The following is a 23,186-nucleotide window of genomic DNA, read 5'->3' as shown; positions in this document are numbered from 1 at the left end:
CTATTCCTGGAGGATCCATGGCCTCGCGACTCAACCCCTACATCACCTTCGCCGGCGATGCCCGGCAGGCGATGGAGTTCTACAAGGACGTCTTCGGGGGCACCCTGGTGCTCAACACCTACGGCGAGTTCGGTCAGAAGGACACTCCGATGGCCGACAAGATCATGCACGGCATGCTGGAGGCCCCCAACGGGTTCACCCTGATGGGCGCCGACACCCCGATGGACGACCACCGGCCCGGCAACAACATCTCCGTGAGCCTCAGCGGCGACGACGACGCCGAACTGCGCGGTTACTGGGAGAAGCTGTCCGCCGACGCCACGGTGACGGTGCCGCTGGACAAGCAGATGTGGGGCGACGTCTTCGGCATGTGCACGGACCGCTTCGGCATCACGTGGATGGTCAACATCGCCGGTCAGGCCGGCTGAGCGCGGTCTGGCAGGTCAGCTCCGGCGCGACTGTTGGGGTCACGGCTGCGGCAGCCACTCGCTCAGCGCGTCGACGAGCCGGTCGAGGGCCGGCTCGTCGGCGGAGCGGTCCGTCATGACGGTCCGGCCGTCGAAGCGGAGCGTGTACTGGAACATGTCCGCCCCCTCCATGTCCCTGGTGACGTCGGAGACTTCGTCCAGCGCCGGATCACCGAGCAGCGTCCGCAGCTCCGTGAACTCCGCCGCGCCCGTGCGACGGACGGCGCGTTCCCCCTTGTCGTCGGTGTGCACGGCGCCGTCGCCCCGCAGGGTCACCTCCTTGTGCACGCCCGCGTAACCACCGGTGACCACCATGGTCACCAGCACCTGATCCGGTCCGGTGACGGGGACCGGAGAGGGACCCCGGGACGTCGAGGGGCTCGGGGACGTCGAGGGGCTCGGGGACGTCGAGGAACCCGGGGACGCCGAAGGAGAGGGCGCGGGAGAGGCCGGCGTCTGCGACGCCGGGGGTGTTGCCGAGCGCGGCGGTGCGGGCGAGTCGGCGCAGCCGGCCAGTCCCAGTGCACCCGCCACGACCAGGACGACTGCCGCACGTCCACCGAACACAGCGCTCCCACCCGTCTGTCACGTCAACTGCAGTGTCCTTACCACGGAATGGGCGGCTCCGGGACCGGCCCGTGGTCAGTCAGGGGCACGGTGATTTTCAGCCCACCTGTTGACGTACCGCCCAGCAGGGCAGGTACGGGGCGTAGACCACGCGCGGCCAGGGAAAGGAGCTATACGGCAAACCGCGGGGAGTGTCCGTCAGCGCCCGGAGTGTCGGGCCCGCAGCGCTGAGGAGGGGCCAGGCATGGGCGGGCAGCCCTTGTTTCTCGAACCGCGGCTGGAGTCGCGGCTGCGCTCGTTGCTGAACGTCCCGGACCTGTTGCACACGCTTGCGGAAGGCCTCGGGTCGCCGTTGAACGTCGTCGTGCCCGACCAACTCGCCGACAACCTCTCGCAGTTCCGCGCGGTGTACGGCAGTCACCATCTCTCCGGCCAGGTGTACCTCGCCCACAAGGCCAACCGGTCCAGCGCCCTGCTGCGCCGGCTCGCCGCCACGGACGCCGGCGTGGACGTCGCTTCCCTCGGGGAGCTGCAGCATGCCCTCGGCGCCGGCTTCACCCCCGACCGGATCACGGCGACGGGGCCGAAGAACGCGGAATTCCTGTGGCTGGCGGCCCGGACGTCGGTCACCGTCAGCCTGGACACCCGAGGCGAACTGGAGCAACTCGCCGCGCTGGTACGCAAACACGTGCTGCCCAGGACCCGCATCCTGCTCCGGCTGTCGGGCTTCGAGGCCTCCGGCGTCCGGGTGTTGAGCCGACGGAGCCGATTCGGCACCGACGTGGGCGAGTTGGCCCCGCTGCTGGAGGCCGTCGAGCGGCACGGCGACGTCGTCGACCTGGTCGGCGTGGCGTACCACCTGGACACGACGAGCCTCACCGAGAAGGCCACGGCGCTGGAGGGCTGTCTGCGGGTGCTGGAGGAGTGCCGGAGCCGCGGGCTCAGGCCCCGGGCCGTGGATCTCGGCGGCGGCTTCGGCACCAACTACCTCGCCGACGGCGGCCAATGGGACCGGTACACCACCGAACTCACCGAAGCCGTCCTGGGCACCCGCCCGCCGTTGACCTACGGCGGCCACGGCTATGGCCTGCGCAACGAAGCAGGCACCCTGCGCGGAGCTCTCGGCCTGTACCCCGCCCACCGACCGGTCGCCGGCGCCCGCTACCTCGACGAACTGCTCGCGCACCCGGCCGCTTCCCTCGGCGGCCGCCCCCTGGCGGCCCAGCTCCTCGAGCACCTCTACGACCTGTACACCGAACCCGGCCGAGCACTGCTCGACCAGTGCGGACTGACGCTGACCAAGGTGCTGGAGGTCCGCGACCAGGAGATTGGCGGTCCTCTTGCCGTACGGCTGGCCGCGAAGGCCGACGACGTGGCCCTGGAGGAGCACGGGGTGCTCGTGGACCCCGTCGTCCTGCCACGGCACACGACGAACGGAGCCGCCGGTGCCGGCACCCGTACCGAACCCGTCGCCGTTCACCTCTTCGGCAGCCTGTGTCTGGAGTCCGATCTGATCACCCGCCGCACGGTCTTCCTGCCCCGCCGCCCCGAACCGGGCGACCTGCTGGCCTTCGCCAACACGGCCGGCTACTGCATGGACTTCCACGCCACCCGTGCCCAGCACCAGCCCGTCGCGCGCAAGGTCGCCGCCTGGCAGGAGGGCGACGCGTGGCGCTGGTGCCTGGACGACCAGTACTGGCCGACCACACCCGTGGGGGGAGCGCAGTGAGGTACGACAGCATCACCGAGGCCATCGGCAACACACCGCTGGTGCGCATCGACCCGGCCGTGCACGGCCTGAGGCACATCGACCTGTACGCCAAGCTGGAGTTGCTCAATCCCTTCGGATCTGTGAAGGACCGGGCCGCCTGGAACATGGCGCGTCCGCACCTGGCCGCCGCGGCCGGGGAGGGCGGCCAGGTCGTGGAGCTGTCGAGCGGCAACACCGCCAAGGCCCTGGCCGTCCTCGCGGGCATGCACGGCCTGACCTTCAAGAGCGTCACCAACCGGATGCGCATCCCCGAGATCAAGGACCTGCTCCTGCTGCTGGGCGCGCAGATCGAGGAACTGCCCGGCCAGAGCGAGTGCCTGGACCCGACCGCGACCGACGACCCGCTCACCCTGTTCCACCGCACCCTCTCCGAGCCCGACAGCACGTATCTGCACACCGACCAGTACTTCAACCCGCGCAACACCGAAGCCCACTTCACCGGCACCGGCCCGGAGATCGTCAAGGACCTGGACGGCCGGGCCCCGGACTGGTTCATCGCCTGCGTGGGCACCGCCGGCTCCTCCACGGGCGTCGCCCGCGCACTGCGCGAGCACGACCCCGCCGTACGGGTCGCCGGCCTGGTCGCCGCCAAGTCCGACTTCATCCCCGGCATCCGCACCATCGACGAGGCGCACGAGGTGGGTCTGTTCGACCCCGGCACCTACGACACGATCGAGGCGGTCGGCGCCGACGAGGCGATCGAGGGGATGCTGACCCTCAACCGCCGCTGCGGCATCCTCGCCGGACCCACCGGAGGCGCCGCCTACTTCGGGGCCGTACGCCAACTGCGCGCCGTCGACGAGGAGTTGGAAGATGGGTGCGACGAGGAAGGCGCGGAGCGGCGGTCGGCGGTCTTCATCGTCTGCGACCGCGTCGAGAGCTACCTGAGCTACGTCCGGCAGCGGCGCCCCGACCTCTTCGGCCGCCCGCCGCGCAGGAACTCCCCGGCCGATCTGTCGGAGGCCGAGGTGCGCACGGCACCGGCCATCGGCGTCTGCGACGCCCAGAAGTGGATCGCCACCGGCGAACCGCTCGTCGTCGACCTGCGCAGCCCCTACGCCTACGCCGCCCTGCACATCGACGGCTCCGTCAACATCGTCGACGAGCTCTTCGAGGAACTCCTGCACGGCGGACTGCCGTTCAGCCGCAGCCGTCCCGTCCTGCTGGCCTGTCCGGTCGGCGAGAAGTCCGCCCGCCACGCCGCCCTGCTGACCCGGATGGGGCATCCTGACGTCCGCAGCCTGACCGGCGGCATCATCGCCTGGCGTGACGCGGGCGCACCCCTCGTGCGGGACTGACGCCATGACCTCACCCAGGACCGGCACCCAAGGCACCGACGTCATCGCGGAGTTGGGCGCGTGGCAGAGTGCGCTGCGCTCCCGGTTCCCGATCATCACCGCGCACCCGGAGCTGGCCTACCTCGACAGCGCTGCCACCGCCCAGAAGCCACAGGACGTGCTCGACACCGTCCACGCCTACCTCACCACGACCAACGCCAACGCCGGACGCGGCACCTACCCCTGGGCCAACCGGACCACAGCGCTGATCGAGCAGGCCCGCGACCGGGTGAAACTGTTCCTCGACGACCCCGCTCCGGAATGCTCGGCCGTGCACTTCACGAGCGGCACCACCGAGGGGCTGCGCACCATCGCCCGTGACTGGCTGCCCGGGCTCCTCGCCGACGGGGACGAGCTGGTCGTCCCGGTCGCCGACCACGAGGCGAACATCGCGCCCTGGCTGGAGGTCCAGCGGGAACTGGCCCGAAAGGGCGTCCACATCAGCGTGCGGCCGATGCCGTACCAGCGGGCGTCCGGCGACTACGACCACACCACGCTCACCCGACTGGCGGGCCCGCGGACCCGGTTCGTCGCCGCGAGCCATGTCCACCACGTGTACGGCGGCAACATGAACATCCACCGCATCCGGCAGGCGGTCGGGCCCGACGCGGTCATCTGCCTGGACGCCGCCCAGAGCGTCGGCCATCTGCCGTTGTCCGTGGCCGATCTGGACGTCGACTTCGTCGTCTTCTCGGGGCACAAGGCCATGGCCCTGCCCGGCACGGGGGCCGTCTGGGCCCGTCAGGCCCGCGGGCCGCAGTTCACGCCGGGCGGCTGGTCGGGTACCCCCAACACCGTCGGCATCGCGTCCCTCACCAGCGCCCTGGACTGGCTGGACGCGGCCGGCCCCGACCGGATCGAGCGGTGGACCGTCGCCTTGGCGGCCCGCCTCACCGACGGTCTGCGTCACCTCGACGCGTACGAGATCCTCGGCTGCCAGAGCAGCCTGGCCGCCGATTCGCCCGTGCAGCGACGCCAGGGCATCGTCACCTTCCGCCACCGCGCCGTCGACTCCGCAGACCTCGGCTTCATCCTCTTCAGCCACGGCTTCATGATCCGCTCCGACCAGCACTGCCAGGGCAGCGCGGGGGAGCGGACCGGCTCGGTGCGGGTGAGTCTGCACGTCTACAACACCGCCGAGGAAGTAGACCGGTTATTGACCGTCCTTGCCACGCTCGGGTGACGTACCGTCATCAGAGGGAATGGGAACCGTTTCCACCTGTAGGGTCTGCGCAGACGGTGCGGACGGGTGCGGAACGGCGAGGTGCACGACGGGATGGGGCTGAGCCTGGCGACGGCGGAGCGGTGGGTGGAGCGCTGGGAGCGTCAGCAGCAGCGGTACGCAGTCGACCGCGAGGAGCGGTTCACCGTGATCGCCGATGTCGTGGAGCAGGCCGTGACCGGCCGCTCGGACCGGCCGCTGGTCGTCGACCTCGGCTGCGGTCCCGGCTCCTTGGCGGCTCGGCTGGCCCGGCGGCTGCCGTACGCGGACATCGTGGGCGTGGACATGGACCCGCTGCTGCTGGAGCTGGCCCGCACCCATCACTCGGACGCGGCCCGCTACGTCGACGCGGTGATCGGCGAGGAGGGCTGGACCCACGCCCTGGGTCTCGACCGCCCGCTCGACGCGGCCGTGTCGACGACGGCACTGCACTACCTCAGCCCGGACGCCCTGCACCGCACCTACCGGCAACTCGCCGCGCTGCTGCGGCCCGGCGGCGTCCTCGTCAACGGCGACCACTTCCCGCACGACGACACCGCGCTGGCAGGGCTCGCGAGGTGCGTCGGACGCCGCCACGCCGAGCGGGGGCACGCCCTGGCGCACGAGGACTGGGACGGCTGGTGGAAGTCCGCCGCGGCCGATCCCGAGCTGGCCGACCTCCTCGCCGAACGCCGACGCCGATGCCGACGGCAGCCGGCCGCCGGAACCGACAGCGCGGCGCACCTGTCCGCGGCCGCCCACGAACGGCTGCTGCGGCAGGCGGGGTTCGGCCATGCCGGAACCGTCTGGCAGTACGGCGACAGTCATGTCGTCGTCGCGGTCCGCTGACCCGAGCCGCCGTCGCGCCCTGGTTACCAAGCACAGCTAAAGGATTCATCAGGCATCTTGACAGCGTGCGTGCTGTTTCGCGACGTTTGAGCCTCGCCGCAAGGTTCGACTTGGGGGAAATGCGGCGAGGCGCCACTAGGCGCTTCTTTGGGGGATTCTGGGGGGAGCGGTCGCCATGCGGTCCACTAGCGCCATCACGATTCACAGACCCGAGGAACTGAACGAGTCGCTGCGCCGGGCGTGGCACCGGGCGATGGACGAGTCGCCCGACTACGCCAACCCGTTCCTGGCGCCCGAGTTCGCGATCGGGGTCGGCAGGTCCCGCGGTGGAGCGCGGGTGGCGGTCCTGCACGAGGACGGGGAGGCCGTCGGCTTCCTGCCCTACGAGCGCAACGCGTACGGCGTCGGCAAGGCCATCGGCCTGGGACTCTCCGACTGCCAGGCCTTGGTGCACCGGCCGGGCGTCACCTGGGACACCCGGGAACTGCTGCGGGCCTGCAATCTGTCCGTCTTCGAGTTCGACCACCTCGTCGAGGAGCAAAAGCCCTTCGGCCCCTACGTCACGGGGACGTTCGCCTCGCCCGTGCTCGACCTCAAGCCCGGCGAGGGCAGTTACGCCGACTGGCTGCGTGGCGCGTACCCGGGGCTCGCCAAGACGACGCTGAAGAAGGAGCGGCGCCTGGGGCGGAACGTGGGCGAGGTGCGCTTCGTCTACGACGAGCGCGACCCGCGCGTACTGCGCACCCTCATGCGGTGGAAGTCCGCCCAGTACCGCAGGACGGGGCGGATGGACCGCTTCTCCAAGCCGTGGATCGTCGACCTGGTGGACCGCCTCTTCCAGGTTCGCGAGGAGCACTTCACCGGCATCCTGTCCGTGGTGTACGCCGGTGACCGGCCGGTCGCCGCACACTTCGGGCCGAGGTCGCGCACGGTGTTCGCGGCCTGGTTCACCGCCTACGACCCCGAGTTCGGCTACTACTCGCCCGGACTGATGATGCATCTGCGGATGGCCGACGCCGCGGGCCGGGACGGTGTGACGGTCATGGACATGGGGCGCGGCGAGAAGGAGTACAAGGACTGGCTGAAGTCCCGTGAGCTGCGGGTGGCCGAAGGGTTCGCGGTGCGCCCGCACCCGGTGGCGACGGCACACCGGATGTGGCGCAGACCGGTGCGCGGCCTCAGGAACACGGTCCTGGCCCACCCCGGGCTGCGCGAGCCCGCCGACCGGCTGCTGAAGACCGTCGGCTCGCTGCGCACTTCGGTCCTGACCCACTCGCCAGGAGCGGGAGCCCGCGCCCGCTGAGCGGGGCCCGGCCCTCGTCCTTCGCCGCCTCGGCGTCGTAGCCCCGGCCTTCGCTGCCCAGGAACTCCTGCACGGGGCCTCTCACGACGCCCACGAGCGCACACCGCCCACCTCGGGCGGCCCTTCGTCGGACCCTTCCACGGAAGAGGTGACCATGCCGTACGGATCGCGGCTCGCCGCGATGATGACACGGCGCATCGGACGCGAATGCGTCTACACGCCCTCGGCCCGAATCGCCCTCTACCTGGCGCTGCGGCGCTGGTGCCGGCCGGGCGGGCGGGTGCTGATGTCCCCGGTGAACGACGACGTGATCCTCTTCGTCGTCCTCGCCGCCGGACTGCGCCCCGTCCAGGCCCCCGTGTCCCAGTGGGACGGCAACATCGACCCGGCCGCCGTACCGGAGACCACGTGGCGCAACGTGGACGCCGTGCTGACCACCAACCTCTACGGCATGCCGGACCGGGTCGTCGAACTGCGCCGCCGGTGCGACGAGTTGGGGATCCCCCTGATCGAGGACGCCGCGCACGCCATCGGCACCCATGTGGACGGGCAGCCGATCGGCACCTTCGGACAGGCGGCGGCGTTCAGCCTGTCCAAGCATGTCGCGGGGATGGCCGGCGGTTTCCTCGCCGTCGACGACGTACGCACCCGACGGGAACTGGAGCTGCTGCGCGACGACCTGCTGACCCCGCGCCGCCTCCGCCACGACCTGACCACCACCCTGCGCCCACTGGCACGGTCCGCCGTACGCTCGCTCCACCTGGTCCGCCCGGTCTGGCGCACGATGCAGCGCCTGGGGCTGCTCGAGCGCGACGACTTCCGCATGGCCCTGCACGCGCCGCGCCTCGCCGGCAGCGCCCGCCACGCGCCGAGCCTGGCCGCCTACGAGCCCTGGGTACGGGTCGACCTGCACGGGTTCCGCTCGCGCCACGGGGCCCTGGTACGGGGGCAGTTGGAGCTGCGGATGGCCCTGCTCGACGGTGACCTCGCCCGCCGCCGGGCCGGTGTCTCGCTGCTGGCGGGCACCACCTGGGCCACCCCGGCCCTGCGCGAGCGGACGGCACACGACGGCCCTCCGGGACTGTTCCGGGTGCCGCTGCTGGTCCACGACCGCAACGCCCTCGTGGCACGCCTGGTCGACCACGGCGTGGTCGCGGGCTACGTCTACGACCCGCCGCTCGACGACTATGCGGGTGCCGAGTTCGTCGAACCGTCCCCCGACCCCACGGCGGCCCGCTGGTTCGCCGCACACACCCTGCCGGCCGACCCCCTCCTGGCCCGCAGGATCACCGACGCTCTGACCAGGGAACTGGCGACCCCGGCACACCCTCCGATCCCGGCCCGGACAGCCGAACCCGACACCACGACGAAGACTCCCCCCACACCCCTGGGCCAGTAGAGAAGGCGGTGGCGGGGCCGGGCGGGAAACGGGCCGCTCGTCTCCGCACCGCGCCCCCCGGACCCACCTTGCCTACCCTGGAGGTGTGGCTCGGTCCAACGACGAGGTCGCCGCACTGTTCCAGGAGTACGCGGATCTGATCTCCATCACCGGAGGAGACGCGTTCAGGGCACGTGTCTACGAGAAGGCCGCCCGGGCGATCGGCGGCCACCATGCCGACGTGTCCACGCTCGACGTCAAGGCACTCAAGGAGATCCCGAACGTCGGCAAGTCGATCGCCGAGAAGGTCGTCGAGTACTTCACCAGCGGCAGCGTGTCCGCCGTCGAGGAACTACGGGCGAAGATCCCCGCCGGCGTCCGGCAGCTGACCGCCATCCCCACGCTCGGCCCGAAGAAGGCCCTGGTCATCTACCAGGAGCTGGGCATCTCCACGACCGAGGAGCTCGCCGACGCCATCCACGAGGAGCGGCTGCGCGACCTCAAGGGCTTCGGGCCGAAGACCGAGGAGAACATCCTCCACGGCATCGCCCTGCTCCAGGCTGCCGGAGACCGCGTCCTGATCGACGCCGCCATGAGCCTCGCCGAGGACATCGTCGCCGAGATGTCCCAGGTGACCGGCTGCGAACGCTGCTCCTACGCCGGCTCGCTGCGCCGCGTCCGCGAGACGATCGGCGACATCGACATCCTCGTCGCGGCGGGGCAGGCGGAGCCGATCATGCGGGCCTTCACCGAGCTGCCGTACGTCTCGGAAGTGATCGCGCACGGCGCGAAGAAGACGTCGGTCCGCACGGACAGAGGCCTCCAGGTCGACCTGCGCGTCGTGCCGCCGGACTCCTGGGGCGCGGCGATGCAGTACTTCACCGGGTCGAAGGCCCACAACATCCGCACCCGGGAGATCGCCGTCCGCCAGAAGCTCAAGCTCTCCGAGTACGGGCTCTTCGACACCGAGACCGGCAAGAAGATCGTCTCCGAGACCGAGGAGGACGTGTACGCCCGGCTCGGCCTGCCCTGGATCCCGCCCACCCTGCGTGAGGACCGGGGCGAGATCGAGGCCGGACTGCGCGACGAGCTGCCCGACCTGATCCAGGACAAGGACATCCGGGGCGATCTGCACACCCACACCGACCTCACCGACGGGCTCGCCCCGCTGGAGGAGATGGTGGCCGCGGCCGCCGAGCGCGGCTACGCCTACTACGCGGTGACCGACCACGGCCCGGACATGGCCATGCAGCGGATGACCGACGAACGGATCCCGGCCCAGCGCGAACGCGTCCGCGAGCTCGACGGCGAGCACGGCAAGCGCGGCAAACGGGCCGGCATGCGGGTGCTGCACGGCGCTGAGCTGAACATCGGCCCCGAAGGCGACGTGGACTGGCCGCAAGAGTTCCTCGCAGGCTTCGACCTGTGCGTGGCCTCGGTGCACTCGCACTTCAACCAGGGGCGCGAGGCGCTGACCCGGCGGATCGTCCGGGCCTGCGAGAACCCGCACGTCCACATCATCGGCCATCCCACCACCCGACTCATCGGCAAGCGCCCCGGCATCGACGTCGACCTCGACGCCGTGTTCGCCGCTTGCGCGCGCACCGGCACGGCCCTGGAGATCAACTCCCATCCCGACCGGCTCGACCTGCGCGACGAGGACATCCTGCGGGCCAGGCGGCACGGCGTGAAGTTCGCCGTCGACAGCGACGCCCACGCCGTCACCCATCTGGCCAACCTGCGCTACGGCGTGGGCACGGCCCAGCGCGGCTGGCTCACCACGGACGACGTGATCAACACCTGGCCGCTGACCCGGCTGCGGCGCTTCCTGAACAAGGGGTGACTCAGTGCCAGGGGCCTACAGAAAGGGCGTGCCAGGGTCCACTCCGGACAGGACCCGGCCGTAGATCTCCAGGTTGGTCGCGGGATTCACGAACGAGTGAAGGCTCAGTGCGTGCAGATCGCGCACCGCCCGCTGGATCGGCACGTCCCGGTGCAGCGACGACGCCCCGGCCGCGGAGCCGAGCAGATCGACGGCCTCCTTGCACAGCCGCGCCACATAGCCGCTCTGCGCCCGGATCCTGGCCCGCTCCTCGGGCGTGTACGGCTCGCCCGACTCGGCCCGTGACTCGATCAGGGCGACGAACTCGGCGGTCAGCAGCTCGGCGCAGGAGATCTTCATGGCCGCCTCGGCCGCCTGGAGATGAGTGACCGTGGCCTCGTTCTGGCGCTGGTGCAGGGTGTACGTGATGCCCCGCCGCCGGCTGCGCTCGGTGAACTCCGCCAGGGCGGACCGGGCCAGGCCCAGCGCGTTGGGCGCGGTCCACGCGCAGAACATCAGCAGGACGGGCATCCGGTAGAACGGCTCGTCGCCGTTGGCCTTCGACCCGACCTCGCCCGCCAGCAGCGGCCCGACCGGCAGGACCCGATGGGCGGGCACGAAGACGTCCCGCGCCACGACGCTGTCGCTACCGGTCCCGGCCAGCCCCGACACGTACCAGTCGTCGAGAATCTCCAGCTCGGCCATCGGTACGGCCGTCCACAGCAGCTCCGGTGGTCCCTCACCGGACTCGGACTCGACCCGCACCGTCAGCAGGTGCCAGTCGGCGTCGTGGCAGCCGGTGGCGAAGCCCGATATGCCGTTGACCAGGTAGCCGCCGTCCGAGCGGACTGCCGTCGCGTCCGGGACGAGGGTGCCGCCCACCTTCGCGTCCGGGTCCGTGAAGATCTCGTCCTGGGCCTCGTCCGGGAAGAGTGCCGCGATGTAGGAGCAGCCGGCCTGGATCACCGTCTTGAACGCGGTCGAGCCGCACGCCGACGCGATCTCGGCCACCGCGTCGACCTGGGTGCGCAGCCGGCTCTGGTAGCCGCCGTACCGCCGGGGGACGTTCATCCGGTGGATGCCGGCGTCCGTCAGCGCCGCCGCGACCTCGGGGGTGACCCGCCGCTCCTGCTCGGCGCGCAGTGCGTGTTCGCGGACGAGCGGGCGCAGTGCCCGGACGCGGTTGACCAAATCGGTATCGGTGCCGGCTGCTGTCATCGGTGACCTCCCGAGCACGACGGGTCATCACCGTGACGCGGATGCCGTGCACTGTCAACGGGCCGTCTGGAGAGGGGAGTTGAAGCGCGCCAAAGCCCTGCATCGCCCTGTGGTCTTCGGTCGTTTGAGCGGCGGTCGAAAAGGGGAGCGTGCGGGAGGCGGGCCGAGCCGGACGGGTCGGGCTTTGCTCATCTCGCCGCAGAGGGGTTGTCCTTACATTCCGTCCCTGCCTAGGGTCGCCCTCGAAGTGCAAGCGCTTTCTGAGCGGGCTGTCCGTCGTCCGAGGAGAACTGCATGTCCCCAAGCCCCGCCCGCCGCCGCGTCGCGGTGATCGGCACCGGCGCCATCGTCAGCGGCAGCCATCTCCCCGCGCTGAGATCGCACCCCGACCGGGTGGAGCTGGTCGCCGCCGTCGACGTGGACCAGGCCCGGCTGAACGCCTTCCGGGAGCTCGCGGGCGAGGACGTCGCCGGGTACACCTCGACCGGCGAGATGCTGGACGCCGTACGCCCCGACCTGGTCCTGATCGGCACACCGCCGTCCCTGCACCGCGAGCAGACGGTCGCCGCGCTCAAGGCGGGCGCCTGGGTGCTGTGCGAGAAGCCGCTGTGTCTGTCGCTCGCCGAGTACGACGACATCGCGGCGGCCGAGGAGGCGTCGGGCGCGTATGCGTCGGTGGTCTTCCAGCACCGCTACGGCTCCGGCGCCGTGCACGCCCGTGAGCTGATCACGAGCGGTGAGCTGGGCACCCCGCTGGTCGCACACTGCCAGACGACCTGGCACCGCGATGCCGCCTACTACGCGGTGCCCTGGCGCGGGCGCTGGGCCACCGAGGGCGGCGGACCGACGATGGGGCACGGCATCCACCAGTTCGACCTGCTGCTGCACCTGCTCGGCCCCTGGGCGGAGATACGGGCCATGGCCGCGCGCCTGGTGCACGACACCGAGAGCGAGGACGTCTCGACGGCCCTCGTGCGCTTCGCGAACGGTGCTCTCGCCACCGTCGTCAACAGCGTGCTGTCCCCGCAGGAGGTGAGCCGCATCCGCGTCGACTGCGCCGACGGCACGGTCGAGCTCACCCACCTCTACGGCCACCGCAACGAGGACTGGGTCTACACCCCGGCCCCGCACGTCCCCGCCGAGCGCGCCACCGCCTGGCGCACCCCCGCTGCGGACCTGCCCAGCTCCCACACGGCGCAGCTCGGCGCCCTCCTCGACGCCTACGACCACGGTGTCCGGCCGCCCGGCAGCGGCCCCGACGCCCGGGCCACCCTCGACTTCGCCGCCGCCCTCTACAAGGCCGCGTTCACGGGAAACCCGGTCCACGCGGGCGAGATCCGGTCCGGCGACCCCTTCTACCCCGCCATGCACGGCGACCACCCCCACTGGGCCCCCAAGGAGCGCGCATGAGCATTCGCGTCACCCACGCGCACGGCGACCACATCGCCGTCACGGCCGCGAACGGCACCGAGATCCTGCGCTACGTCTACCGCCCCGACCCGGAGGCGTTCGAGTCCCGCAAGCCCTACGCCCACCCCGTGCGCACCCTCACCGGGCACACCGTGACGGGCTACCGGCCCCATGACCACCGCTGGCACAAGGGCCTGCAGATGACGGCGAGCCATCTGTCCGGGCAGAACTTCTGGGGCGGCAACTGCTACGTCCACGGCGAGGGCTATCTGCCGCTGCCCGAGCGGGTCGGCTCCATGCGGCACGACGGCTTCACCGAGTTCACGGTCGAGGACGACCGGCTCGCGTTCAGCGAGGAGCTCACCTGGGTCGAGAACGGCGGCGAGGAGTGGGCGCGCGAGGTGCGCGGGCTGACCGTCCACTCGGTGGACGAGGAGTCCGGGGCCTGGACCCTGGACTGGTCGATCCGGCTCACCAACGTCCGTGCCGAGCCCCTGGCCTTCGGCTCGCCCACCACCGCAGGCCGTGAGATGGCCGGCTACACCGGACTGCAGTGGCGCGGCCCCCGGGACTTCACCGGCGGCACCGCATTCGGCCCCGACCTCGACGGGGGAGCGGGCGCGGACGCGGGCAAGCTGATGGGCACACAGGGCCCGTGGCTCGCCTTCACCGCCGAGCACGACGACATCGACGGGCACTCCACGCTCGTCTTCGCGCACGCGCCCGAGAACCTCGACGCGCAGTCCGCGATCCACGAGTCGCACTGGTTCGTGCGCTCCGAGCCGATCCCGACGGTGGCGTTCTCCTGGGCGTTCTTCGAGGAGTTCGAGCTGCCGCCGGGCGAGTCCTTCGCCTACCGCTACCGGGTGGTCGTCGCCGACGGGGCCTGGGACCGGGAGCAGGTGGGCGCTCACCTGGAGGGGCTGCAGTGGTGAAGCCGAACCTTCCGCATCCGCTGCCCGGCGCCGTCGGCCTGTCGCACCTCAGTGCCTATGACTGGGAGGCCGCCGACGGTGTGTGCGGTGGCAGCCCGCATCTGCACCTGGTGTGCACGGAGGCGTACGTCGTCACCGGCGGCCGAGGGGCCGTTCAGACGCTGAGCCCGGACGGTTACCGGGACATCCCCCTGGAGCCCGGCTCGGTCGCCTGGTTCACGCCGGGGACCGTGCACCGTATGGTCCAGGGCGGTGACCTGCGCATCACGGTGCTGATGCAGAACAGCGGGCTGCCCGAGGCCGGGGACGCGGTGTTCACCTTCCCGGCCGAGGTGCTCGCCGACCCCGAGAAGTACGCCGCCGCGGCGGCCCTTCCGCCCGGCACGGGACCGGAGACGGCGGCTGCCGCGCGTCGCCGCCGGGACCTCGCCGTCGAGGGGTACCTCGCGCTGCGCGAGGCGCTCGTCGCCGGTGACAACGGCCCGTACGCCGTGTTCCAGGGCGCCGCCGCCCGGCTCGTGCGCGCCAAGGTGCCGAACTGGCGGGAGCTGTGGCGGGCCGGCGCGCTGGCCACGGCCGAGCGCACCGGCGCCCAGCTCGAAGCGCTGGAGGCGGGCGAGCCGGCGTATCTCGCCGACGCGACCGCGTACGAGGCCGCGCCCACCAGACTCGGCGGCTTCGGTATGTGCGGTCGACGCGACGAGTACAACCTGCCCGGGACGACGCTGCCTTACGGCGGCGAGTAACCGGCCGAAGGGGAGCAGGCCAGGGGGCCAGGGGGGCAAGGGGGGCCGAGGGGGGCCAAACAGAAAGCCCGAGGAAAGGAGAGGTGACCTCGGCATGCCCGGACACAGGACAAAGGGGTTCTGCGCGTCGGCCGCCGCACTCGTGCTCTGCGCGATGCTGGCCGGCTGCGGCGGATCAGGAGAATCGGTCGGCGGCGGCAAGGTGGTGCTGCGCTACACGTGGTGGGGCAACCCCGACCGCGCGGAGCGCACCGAGCAGGCAGTCGCCCTGTTCGAGAAACAGCACCCGAACGTCCAGGTGCAGACGTCGTTCTCGGCCTACGACGCCTACAAGCAGAAGCTCGCCACACAGGCGGCGGGTGGCGACGCCCCCGACGTGATGCAGCTCGACTACCGGCAGATCGACCAGTACGCCTCCGGTGACGTCCTGCTCGACCTCGCGGAGCAGAAGACCGTACTGCACACCGCCGAGATCGACGCGGGTCTGCTCGCGACCGGGCGGCTGGACGGCAGGCAGTACGCGATTCCGCAGGGCCGCGGCACCGAGACCGTCGCCTATGACGTCAAGGCGTGGAAGGAGTCAGGCGTTCCGCTCCCGGGCGGGAGCTGGACCTGGAGCGAGTGGGCCGACGCCATGCGGGCCCTGACGGAGAAGACCGGCAAGCCCGGCGCCACCGACCCCGGGCAGAGCGAGGACTGCTTCGAGGTCTGGCTGCGCGGCCAGGGCAAGTCCCTCTACACCAAGGACGGCGGGCTCGGCTTCACGGTCGACGACCTGACCCGCTGGTGGACCTTCACCGACGAGCTCCGCCGCGAGGGCGTCGTCTCGCCCGCCGAGCAGACCACCCAGCTCGACGGCTCCGTGGAGAACACTCCTCTGGGGCGCGGCGAGGCCGTCTCCGACTCCAACTGGGACGCACCGGCGAGCGGTTACCTCGCCCTCATACCGAGCGGCGTCGCGCTCGCGCCGATGCCGTCCGGTGAGGACGGCACCCCCGGCCAGTACTTCAAGCCGTCGATGTTCCTCGGGGTGGGCGCCAACACGGCTCATCCGAAGGAGGCGGCACAGCTCGTCGACTTCCTCATCAACGACGAAGAGGCGGCGCAGATCCTCGGCGCGACCCGTGGCATCCCCGTCAACGAGGCCATCCGTGAGGCGATCGAGCCGCAGCTCAAGGACTTCGACCGGACGATCGCCGACTACCAGGCGTCGCTGGAGGGCTCTCTCAAGGACCCGCCGCAGGCCCCACCCTCGGGCGACAACGCTCTGCAGACCACCTTCCAGCGCGATTACGACCAGGTGTCGTACGAGCGCATGTCGCCGCGCGAGGCGGCCGAGAACTACGTCACCGAGGCGGAGGCGGAGCTGAGGTCATGACCACCACCGACATCTCCGCGCCCCCCGCCGGGAAAGCCGGGGTCACCCCGGCCCCGAAGCGCCGGCCCAAGCGTGAACCCCAGGGCCCCGCCTGGGTGTTCCTCTCACCGTGGGTGTTCGGCGCGATCGTCCTGACCCTGCTGCCGATGGCCGTGTCGCTGTACCTGTCCTTCACCGACTACGACCTGTTCAACCCGCCGCGCTGGGTGGGCCTGCGCAACTACGTCCAGATGTTCACCGAGGACCCGCGCTACTGGCGCTCGGTGATGACCACGCTGACGTACGTCGTCATCGCCGTGCCTCTGCAACTCGCCCTCGCGCTGGGCGTGGCACTCGCCCTGAAGTCCATGAAACGGGGCAAGGGCTTCTACCGTTCCGCGTTCTACGCCCCCTCGCTGCTCGGCGCGTCGATGTCGATCGCCCTCGTCTGGCGCGCGATCTTCAACGACGGCGGCACGGTGGACAACCTGCTCGGCACCGGCGGCTGGGTCAACAAGCCGGGCTGGGCGCTGCTCGCCGTGGCGCTGCTGACGGTGTGGCAGTTCGGGGCGCCCATGGTCATCTTTCTCGCGGGACTCCAGCAGATCCCGGGCGAGCTGTACGAGGCGGCGGCCGTGGACGGCGCCGGGAAGTGGCGGCAGTTCGTGTCCGTCACGGTGCCCATGCTGTCCCCGGTCCTCTTCTTCAACCTCGTCCTGCAGACCATCCAGGCCTTCCAGGTCTTCACGCCCGCCTTCGCCATCGGCGCAGGCAAGGGCGGCCCCGCCGACTCGACACTCGTCTACACCCTCTACCTCTACGACCGCGGCTTCGTCGCCTCCCACATGGGCTACGCCTCCGCCATGGCCTGGGTGCTGCTGTTCGTCATCGGCGCCGTCACCGCGGTGCTGTTCCGCACCTCGCGCTCCTGGGTCTTCTACGCGTCCGAGGGGGACCGATGACCACCACCACGAATCCGGTCGTCCGCAAGCCCGTTGCCTGGGGGCGGATCGCCCTGCACGTCGGCTGCCTGGCCGCGCTGCTGGTCATGCTGTACCCGCTGGCGTGGCTGCTGGCCACCTCGCTCAAGCCCGCCGACGAGGTCATCGCCAGCCTCGACCTACTGCCCGGCCACCTGGAGTGGGCCAACTACAAGACCGCCCTGGACGGCGTGAACGACGTCTCCATCTGGCGGCTGCTGAGCAACTCGCTGCTGATCGCGGGCGGCGCCGTCCTCGGCAACGTGATCAGCTGCTCGCTCGCCGCGTACGCCTTCGCGCGGCTGCGCTTCCGCTTCCGCGGACCGCTGTTCGCGTTCATGATCGCGACGATCATGCTGCCGCACCACGCGGTGCTGATCCCGCAGTACATCATCTTCAACCAGCTCGGCCTGGTGAACACCTACTGGCCGCTGATCCTGCCGAAGTTCCTCGCCACCGAGGCGTTCTTCATTTTCCTCATCGTGCAGTTCATGCGCGGACTGCCGCGCGAGCTGGAGGAGGCGGCCCGTATCGACGGCTGCGGCCCGTTCCGGAGCTTCTTCAAGATCGTGCTGCCGCTCACCCGTCCCGCGTTGATCACCACGGCGATCTTCACCTTCATCTGGACGTGGAACGACTTCTTCACCCAGCTCATCTACCTCTTCGACCCGGAGAAGTTCACGCTCACGCTCGCCCTGCGGTCGTTCGTGGACGCCTCCAGCACCTCGGCGTTCGGCCCGATGTTCGCGCTGTCCGTGATCGCGCTGCTGCCGATCGTGCTGTTCTTCCTCGCCTTCCAGCGCCTCCTGGTGGAGGGCATGGCCAGCTCCGGACTCAAGGGGTGAGCCGCATGAGTGGACCGGGTGGGCTGAGCGGGACGCGCTCGCGTGAGGCGGGCGAGGTGTTCGGCCCCCGCATCACCCTGTTCGCCGACGTACTCAGCGTCGGCCTCGCCACGGCAGTGGCCAGTCTGCCGCTGCTGACCGCACCTGCGGCCCTGTCGACGGCGTGCGCGGTGCTGCGCGGCGCACGCGAGGAGCGGCCCGCCACCGCCGGACGGTACTTCAGGCTGCTACGGCGGCGGCTGCGGACCGGCGACCTGGCGGCGGGCGCCCTCGCGCTGGCGGGAGTGCTGCTGCTCGCCGGCGACCTGGCACTGGCCGGGGCGGGGCTGCCGGGTGCGCCGCTGTTCGCCGTCCTCGCCGCCGCGATCGGTGCGTGCGCCGTCGCGGTCGGCCTCAGGGCCTGCGCCCGCCGCGAGTCGCTCACCGACTGGCGTGCGGCCGTACGCGGGGCGGCCCGGGACTCCGTCCAGGACGTGGGCGGCAGTGGCCTGGTGCTGCTCGCGGTGGCGACCGCGGCCCTGTGCGCCTGGATGCTGGTGCCGCTCGCGTTCCTCGCCCCGGGGCCGCTGGCCCTGGCGGTCACCGCCGTGGACGTACGGAGGGAGGGTAGGCGCAGGCAGGCAGGGGCACGTCGTGCGGAGCACGAATTCATCCCCTGATCTCCTCGCACGTCCCAGAGTTAACGGGGCATTAGGTCGCATGAGGTGTAAACGGACTGTTGGGGTGTCAATCATCTTGTCATGAACCTGCGACCCGACGGGCGGGTCGCAGCCTCATGGAGGTGTGGAATGCACCGCACACTCGCCACCGGTCTTGCCGCATCAGCCCTCTCCCTCATGGCCGTCGTCGCCACCGCCACGGCCGCAGAAGCCGCCCCCGCCGACAAGCCCCAGGTCCTGGCCAACTGGACCCAGACCAGCGCGTCGAGCTACAACTCCTGGGTTGCCGCCCGCTCCAACCAGTCCGCCTGGTCCGCGTACGGGTTCGACTGGTCCACGGACTACTGCTCCTCCTCGCCGGACAACCCGTTCGGCTTCCCCTTCTCCACGTCCTGCGCCCGGCACGACTTCGGCTACCGCAACTACAAGGCGCTGGGCACGTTCAGTGCCAACAAGTCGCGCCTCGACAGCGCCTTCTACGAGGACCTCAAGCGTGTGTGCGCCGGCTACAGCGGTGCGTCGCAGACCGCCTGCAACAGCACGGCCTGGACGTACTACCAGGCCGTGAAGGCCTTCGGCTGAGAAACCGCTGAGTGACCGTACGGAAAAGGGGGCGCCGCGTGAGCGGCGCCCCCTTTGCGTGACGATTCAGTTCGTGGCCCGGAACGAGCGCAGGCGCAGCGAGTTGCCGACCACGAAGACCGACGAGAAGGCCATGGCCGCTCCGGCGATCATCGGGTTGAGCAGACCGGCCGCGGCGAGCGGGAGGGCGGCGACGTTGTAGGCGAAGGCCCAGAACAGGTTCGACCGGATGGCGCCGAGCGTCCGGCGGGAGAGGCGGATGGCGTCCGCGGCGGCGCGCAGGTCGCCCCGCACCAGGGTCAGGTCGCCCGCCTCGATCGCGGCGTCCGTGCCGGTGCCCATGGCCAGACCCAGGTCGGCCTGGGCGAGCGCGGCCGCGTCGTTGACGCCGTCGCCGACCATCGCGACCGAACGGCCCTCGCCCTGAAGGCGCTTGATGACGTCGGCCTTGTCCTGCGGCAGCACTTCTGCGATGACGTCCTCGTGGTCGATCCCCACCTCGCGGGCCACGGCGTGCGCGACGGCCTCGTTGTCGCCCGTCAGCAGGATCGGCGTGAGGCCGAGGGCGCGCAGTCGCCGGATCGCCTCCGCGCTGGTCTCCTTCACCGCGTCGGCGACCTCGAGGACCGCCCGCGCCTCACCGTCCCAGGCGACGGTGATGGCGGTACGACCACCAGCCTCGGCCTCGGACTTGGCTTGCCGCAGCTCCTCCGGCAGTTCCATCGCCCACTCGGCCAGCAGACGCTCCCGGCCCACCAGGACCGCATGCCCGTCGACGATGCCCTGCACCCCGAGGCCGGGTACGTTCGCGAAGTCCTCCGCCGAGGGCAGCGAACCCAGCTTCTGCAGCGCCCCGTCGGCCACGGCACGGGCGATCGGGTGCTCCGAGGCGTGCTCCAACGCGCCAGCGAGGCGCAGGACTTCCGCCTCGTCGCCGTTGTCCGCGGTGTGCACGGCCAACAGGGTCATCCGGCCGGTCGTCACGGTGCCCGTCTTGTCGAGGACGATCGTGTCGACCATGCGCGTGGATTCCAGCACCTCCGGACCCTTGATCAGGATGCCGAGCTGCGCGCCGCGTCCGGTGCCCACCATCAGCGCGGTCGGTGTGGCCAGGCCCAGGGCGCACGGGCAGGCGATGATCAGTACGGCGACCGCGGCGGTGAAGGCGGCGACAGGCCCGGCGCCGTTGCCCAGCCAGAAGCCGAGGGTGGCCAGCGCGAGGGCGATCACGATCGGTACGAAGACGGCGGAGATCCGGTCCGCGAGCCGCTGTGCCGCGGCCTTGCCGTTCTGCGCGTCCTCCACCAGCCGGGCCATCCGGGCGAGTTGGGTGTCGGCGCCCACACGCGTGGCCTCGACGACGAGCCGGCCGCCCGCGTTGATCGTGGCGCCGGTGACCGCGTCGCCCACGGTCACCTCGACCGGCACCGACTCGCCGGTGAGCATCGAGGCGTCCACCGCCGACGAGCCCTCGACGACGGTCCCGTCGGTGGCGATCTTCTCGCCGGGCCGCACGAGGAAGCGGTCGCCGACCTTCAACTCCGTGACGGGTATGGTCTGTTCGGTGCCGCTTGCGCCAAGGACGGTCACGTCCTTGGCGCCCAGCTCCAGCAGCGCCTTCAGCGCCGCGCCCGCCTTGCGCTTGGAACGGGCCTCGAAGTAACGCCCGGCCAGAATGAAGGCGACGACCCCGGCGGCGGCCTCCAGGTAGATGTTCCCGGAGCCGTCACCGCGGGCGATGGTCAGCTCGAAGGGGTGGGTCATGCCCGGCTCGCCCGCCGTGCCGAAGAACAGCGCCCACAACGACCACAGGAACGCGGCCGACGTACCGACCGAGATCAGTGTGTCCATGGTGGCCGCCCCGTGCCGCAGATTGGTGAACGCCGCCCTGTGGAAGGGCCACCCGGCATACGTCACGACGGGGGCCGCCAGGGTCAGCGACAGCCACTGCCAGTACTCGAACTGCAGGGCCGGGATCATGGCCATCGCCACGACGGGCACGGCGAGTGTCACGGCAGTGATCAACCGCTCCCGCAGCGGCCGCAGCTTATCGGGTTCGTCCGTGCCGTCGGAGGTGTCCCGCACGGGCGGCGCCGGCTCCTGCGCGGTGTACCCGGTCTTCTCCACGGTGGCGATCAGGTCCTGGACGGACACGTCACCGCCGTAGCTGACCTTCGCCTTCTCGGTGGCGTAGTTGACGGTGGCCGTCACGCCGTCCATGCGGTTCAGCTTCTTCTCGATGCGCGCCGCGCACGAGGCACAGGTCATGCCGCCGATGGCGAGCTCTACCTCGGTCGTGGGGTCGGACGCGGTGGTGGTCATCCCAGCTCCTCGTGCGGGGTGCGGGCGGAGCCCGGTGCGGCCGGGCCCCGGCGGATCGGGGTGCGGGTCAGGCGGCGCGGCCGGTCAGCTCGTAGCCGGCCTCGTCGACGACCTCGGTGATCAGGGCGTCGTCGGGCTCGCCGGCGCTGGTGACGGTGACCTGGCCGGTCGCGAGATCGACACCGACCCCGGTGACGCCGTCCAGCTCGCCGATGACCTTGGTGAGCGTCGCCTTGCAGTGGGCGCAGCTCATCCCGGACACGGCGTACGTGGTGGTGGTCATGGATTCCTCCCGAAGGGCTCTGTCGCGGTCGACCGGGGTACGGGGTGGGGGTATCCTGGCCGATGTCCATGTATACCCCTAGGGGGTAGCCAAGGCAAGCGTGGGAGCGGGTTGACTTGATACCCCCCAGGGGTATTGTGAAGTGCAGTGAAGGATCGTATCGAAGGACCGACCCGCAGGAGACCGCCATGCATGCCGGACTGAGGATCACCGCGTTCGCCGCCGCACTGGCCGCGACCTTCGGCACCGCCTACGGCGTGGGCAAGGGCGTCGACCCCGTGGTCGACGAGCCGGCCCCCGCCCGTCACGAGAGCCACGGCGAGGCGCCGGCCGCACCGGAGAGTGGCGCCGGTCATGGGGGGCACGAGACGAAACCGGCCGGCGGGCTGCAGATCTCCGAGGGCGGCTACACCCTCGATCTGCGGACGCCGGGCCTCACGGCCGGCGAGCGCTCCGACCTGAGCTTCGTCATCCGCGACGACGACGGACGTGCCGTCACCGCCTACCGACGTGAGCACGACAAGGAACTCCACCTCATCGTGGCCTCACGCGACCTGGGCACCTACCGCCATCTGCACCCCACCCGCGCCGCCGACGGCACCTGGAGCATCCCCGTCGAACTGCCCCGCGCCGGCAGCTACCGCGTCTTCGCCGACTTCACCCCAGCGACGAAGGGCGCCGAGAACCTCACTCTCGGCGCGGACCTGGCCGCCGCCGGCCCCTTCGAGCCGCAGCGGATGCCGGCGCCGAACACGACCGCCAAGGTCCACGGCTACGACGTCCGGCTGGACGGGGTCCTGCGCCCGGGCAAGGAGCGCGAGCTGAAGCTGAAGGTTTCGCGGAGCGGCCGCCCCGTCACCGACCTCCAGCCCTACCTCGGCGCCTACGGCCACTTGGTGGCCCTGCGCGCCGGCGACCTCGCGTACCTCCACGTCCATCCCGCCGGGGAGCCCGGCGACGGCAGGACGAAGCCCGGCCCGGAGATCTCGTTCACGGCGACGGCGCCGAGCAGCGGCACATACCGGCTGTTCCTCGACTTCAAGCACGAAGGCAAGGTGCACACGGCGCAGTTCACGGTGCGGGCAGGTGTGACGGCCACCGTGTCAGAGGCGACCGGGCACGAGGACGGGACCGCGGAGCACGGGCACTGAGCG

21 protein-coding genes are annotated in these 23,186 nt (G+C 70.9%); 17 read left to right on the top strand and 4 right to left on the bottom strand.

The features are described from left to right. Nucleotides 1–17 precede the first annotated feature (17 nt). Complete coding sequence (locus tag ACFY5C_RS10845; protein WP_389443004.1) at nt 18–428, top strand: VOC family protein; 411 nt, start codon at nt 18–20, stop codon at nt 426–428. Nucleotides 429–467: 39 nt separating this feature from the next. Here ACFY5C_RS10845 and ACFY5C_RS10840 read toward each other — a convergent pair whose 3' ends face one another. Continuing rightward, on the bottom strand, nt 468–788 hold the full coding sequence (locus ACFY5C_RS10840; RefSeq protein ID WP_389443002.1) for a hypothetical protein: 321 nt from the start codon (nt 786–788) through the stop codon (nt 468–470). Nucleotides 789–1,278: 490 nt separating this feature from the next. Here ACFY5C_RS10840 and ACFY5C_RS10835 point away from each other — a divergent pair, with 490 nt between their 5' ends. The 7 genes from ACFY5C_RS10835 (at nt 1,279) to polX (ending at nt 10,716) form a co-directional block, all read left to right on the top strand. Beyond that, nucleotides 1,279–2,763, top strand: a complete 1,485-nt coding sequence (locus tag ACFY5C_RS10835; protein WP_389443000.1) for a Y4yA family PLP-dependent enzyme — start codon at nt 1,279–1,281, stop codon at nt 2,761–2,763. Beyond that, nucleotides 2,760–4,103, top strand: coding sequence for a pyridoxal-phosphate dependent enzyme (locus tag ACFY5C_RS10830; RefSeq protein WP_389442998.1), 1,344 nt, complete (start codon nt 2,760–2,762; stop codon nt 4,101–4,103). The genes ACFY5C_RS10835 and ACFY5C_RS10830 overlap by 4 nt, the downstream gene beginning before the upstream one ends. Nucleotides 4,104–4,107: 4 nt before the next feature. Next, the gene (locus ACFY5C_RS10825) at nt 4,108–5,325 is read left to right on the top strand and encodes an aminotransferase class V-fold PLP-dependent enzyme (protein ID WP_389442996.1); all 1,218 of its coding nucleotides are present in this window, start codon (nt 4,108–4,110) and stop codon (nt 5,323–5,325) included. A 93-nt stretch (nt 5,326–5,418) separates the two neighbouring features. Further along, nucleotides 5,419–6,192, top strand: a complete 774-nt coding sequence (locus ACFY5C_RS10820; protein ID WP_389443379.1) for a class I SAM-dependent methyltransferase — start codon at nt 5,419–5,421, stop codon at nt 6,190–6,192. A gap of 175 nt (nt 6,193–6,367) precedes the next feature. Beyond that, entirely contained in the window at nt 6,368–7,495 is a 1,128-nt protein-coding gene (locus ACFY5C_RS10815) for a GNAT family N-acetyltransferase (protein ID WP_389442994.1), read from the top strand. 154 nt (nt 7,496–7,649) lie between these two features. Further along, nucleotides 7,650–8,894, top strand: a complete 1,245-nt coding sequence (locus ACFY5C_RS10810; RefSeq protein ID WP_389442992.1) for a DegT/DnrJ/EryC1/StrS family aminotransferase — start codon at nt 7,650–7,652, stop codon at nt 8,892–8,894. An 85-nt stretch (nt 8,895–8,979) separates the two neighbouring features. After that, a complete protein-coding gene (gene polX / locus ACFY5C_RS10805) occupies nt 8,980–10,716 on the top strand; it encodes a DNA polymerase/3'-5' exonuclease PolX (protein ID WP_389442990.1) in 1,737 nt (578 codons plus the stop codon). 15 nt (nt 10,717–10,731) lie between these two features. Here polX and ACFY5C_RS10800 read toward each other — a convergent pair whose 3' ends face one another. Beyond that, nucleotides 10,732–11,913, bottom strand: a complete 1,182-nt coding sequence (locus ACFY5C_RS10800; protein WP_389442988.1) for a flavin-dependent monooxygenase — start codon at nt 11,911–11,913, stop codon at nt 10,732–10,734. A gap of 294 nt (nt 11,914–12,207) precedes the next feature. Between ACFY5C_RS10800 and ACFY5C_RS10795 the strand changes: the two genes are divergently transcribed. The 8 genes from ACFY5C_RS10795 (at nt 12,208) to ACFY5C_RS10760 (ending at nt 19,427) form a co-directional block, all read left to right on the top strand. After that, nucleotides 12,208–13,323, top strand: a complete 1,116-nt coding sequence (locus tag ACFY5C_RS10795; protein ID WP_389442987.1) for a Gfo/Idh/MocA family protein — start codon at nt 12,208–12,210, stop codon at nt 13,321–13,323. Beyond that, a complete protein-coding gene (locus ACFY5C_RS10790; protein ID WP_389442985.1) occupies nt 13,320–14,258 on the top strand; it encodes a PmoA family protein in 939 nt (312 codons plus the stop codon). The genes ACFY5C_RS10795 and ACFY5C_RS10790 overlap by 4 nt, the downstream gene beginning before the upstream one ends. Then, complete coding sequence (locus ACFY5C_RS10785; protein ID WP_389442983.1) at nt 14,252–15,004, top strand: cupin; 753 nt, start codon at nt 14,252–14,254, stop codon at nt 15,002–15,004. Before ACFY5C_RS10790 ends, ACFY5C_RS10785 begins: the two co-directional genes overlap by 7 nt. A 94-nt stretch (nt 15,005–15,098) precedes the next feature. Continuing rightward, nucleotides 15,099–16,382, top strand: coding sequence for an ABC transporter substrate-binding protein (locus ACFY5C_RS10780; RefSeq protein WP_389442981.1), 1,284 nt, complete (start codon nt 15,099–15,101; stop codon nt 16,380–16,382). Then, nucleotides 16,379–17,323 carry a carbohydrate ABC transporter permease gene (locus ACFY5C_RS10775; protein WP_389442979.1) on the top strand — a complete coding sequence of 315 codons (945 nt, stop codon included), beginning with the start codon at nt 16,379–16,381 and terminating at the stop codon, nt 17,321–17,323. Before ACFY5C_RS10780 ends, ACFY5C_RS10775 begins: the two co-directional genes overlap by 4 nt. After that, nucleotides 17,320–18,186 carry a carbohydrate ABC transporter permease gene (locus ACFY5C_RS10770; RefSeq protein WP_389442977.1) on the top strand — a complete coding sequence of 289 codons (867 nt, stop codon included), beginning with the start codon at nt 17,320–17,322 and terminating at the stop codon, nt 18,184–18,186. Before ACFY5C_RS10775 ends, ACFY5C_RS10770 begins: the two co-directional genes overlap by 4 nt. Before the next feature lie 5 nt (nt 18,187–18,191). Then, the gene (locus tag ACFY5C_RS10765) at nt 18,192–18,845 is read left to right on the top strand and encodes a hypothetical protein (RefSeq protein ID WP_389442976.1); all 654 of its coding nucleotides are present in this window, start codon (nt 18,192–18,194) and stop codon (nt 18,843–18,845) included. 129 nt (nt 18,846–18,974) lie between these two features. After that, on the top strand, nt 18,975–19,427 hold the full coding sequence (locus ACFY5C_RS10760) for a phospholipase (protein ID WP_389442974.1): 453 nt from the start codon (nt 18,975–18,977) through the stop codon (nt 19,425–19,427). A 66-nt stretch (nt 19,428–19,493) separates the two neighbouring features. Here the strand turns inward: ACFY5C_RS10760 and ACFY5C_RS10755 are convergent, their stop codons facing one another. Both ACFY5C_RS10755 and ACFY5C_RS10750 read right to left on the bottom strand, forming a co-directional pair. After that, nucleotides 19,494–21,749 carry a heavy metal translocating P-type ATPase gene (locus ACFY5C_RS10755; RefSeq protein ID WP_389442973.1) on the bottom strand — a complete coding sequence of 752 codons (2,256 nt, stop codon included), beginning with the start codon at nt 21,747–21,749 and terminating at the stop codon, nt 19,494–19,496. Nucleotides 21,750–21,816: 67 nt separating this feature from the next. Continuing rightward, a complete protein-coding gene (locus ACFY5C_RS10750) occupies nt 21,817–22,032 on the bottom strand; it encodes a heavy-metal-associated domain-containing protein (protein ID WP_389442971.1) in 216 nt (71 codons plus the stop codon). 188 nt (nt 22,033–22,220) lie between these two features. Between ACFY5C_RS10750 and ACFY5C_RS10745 the strand changes: the two genes are divergently transcribed. Further along, the gene (locus tag ACFY5C_RS10745; protein ID WP_389442969.1) at nt 22,221–23,183 is read left to right on the top strand and encodes a hypothetical protein; all 963 of its coding nucleotides are present in this window, start codon (nt 22,221–22,223) and stop codon (nt 23,181–23,183) included. Nucleotides 23,184–23,186: the final 3 nt, after the last annotated feature.

This window comes from Streptomyces sp. NPDC012935 (assembly GCF_042900345.1).
In the GTDB taxonomy this organism is placed as follows: Bacteria; Actinomycetota; Actinomycetes; order Streptomycetales; family Streptomycetaceae; genus Streptomyces.
This window is presented reverse-complemented; position numbering and strand designations above follow the sequence as displayed.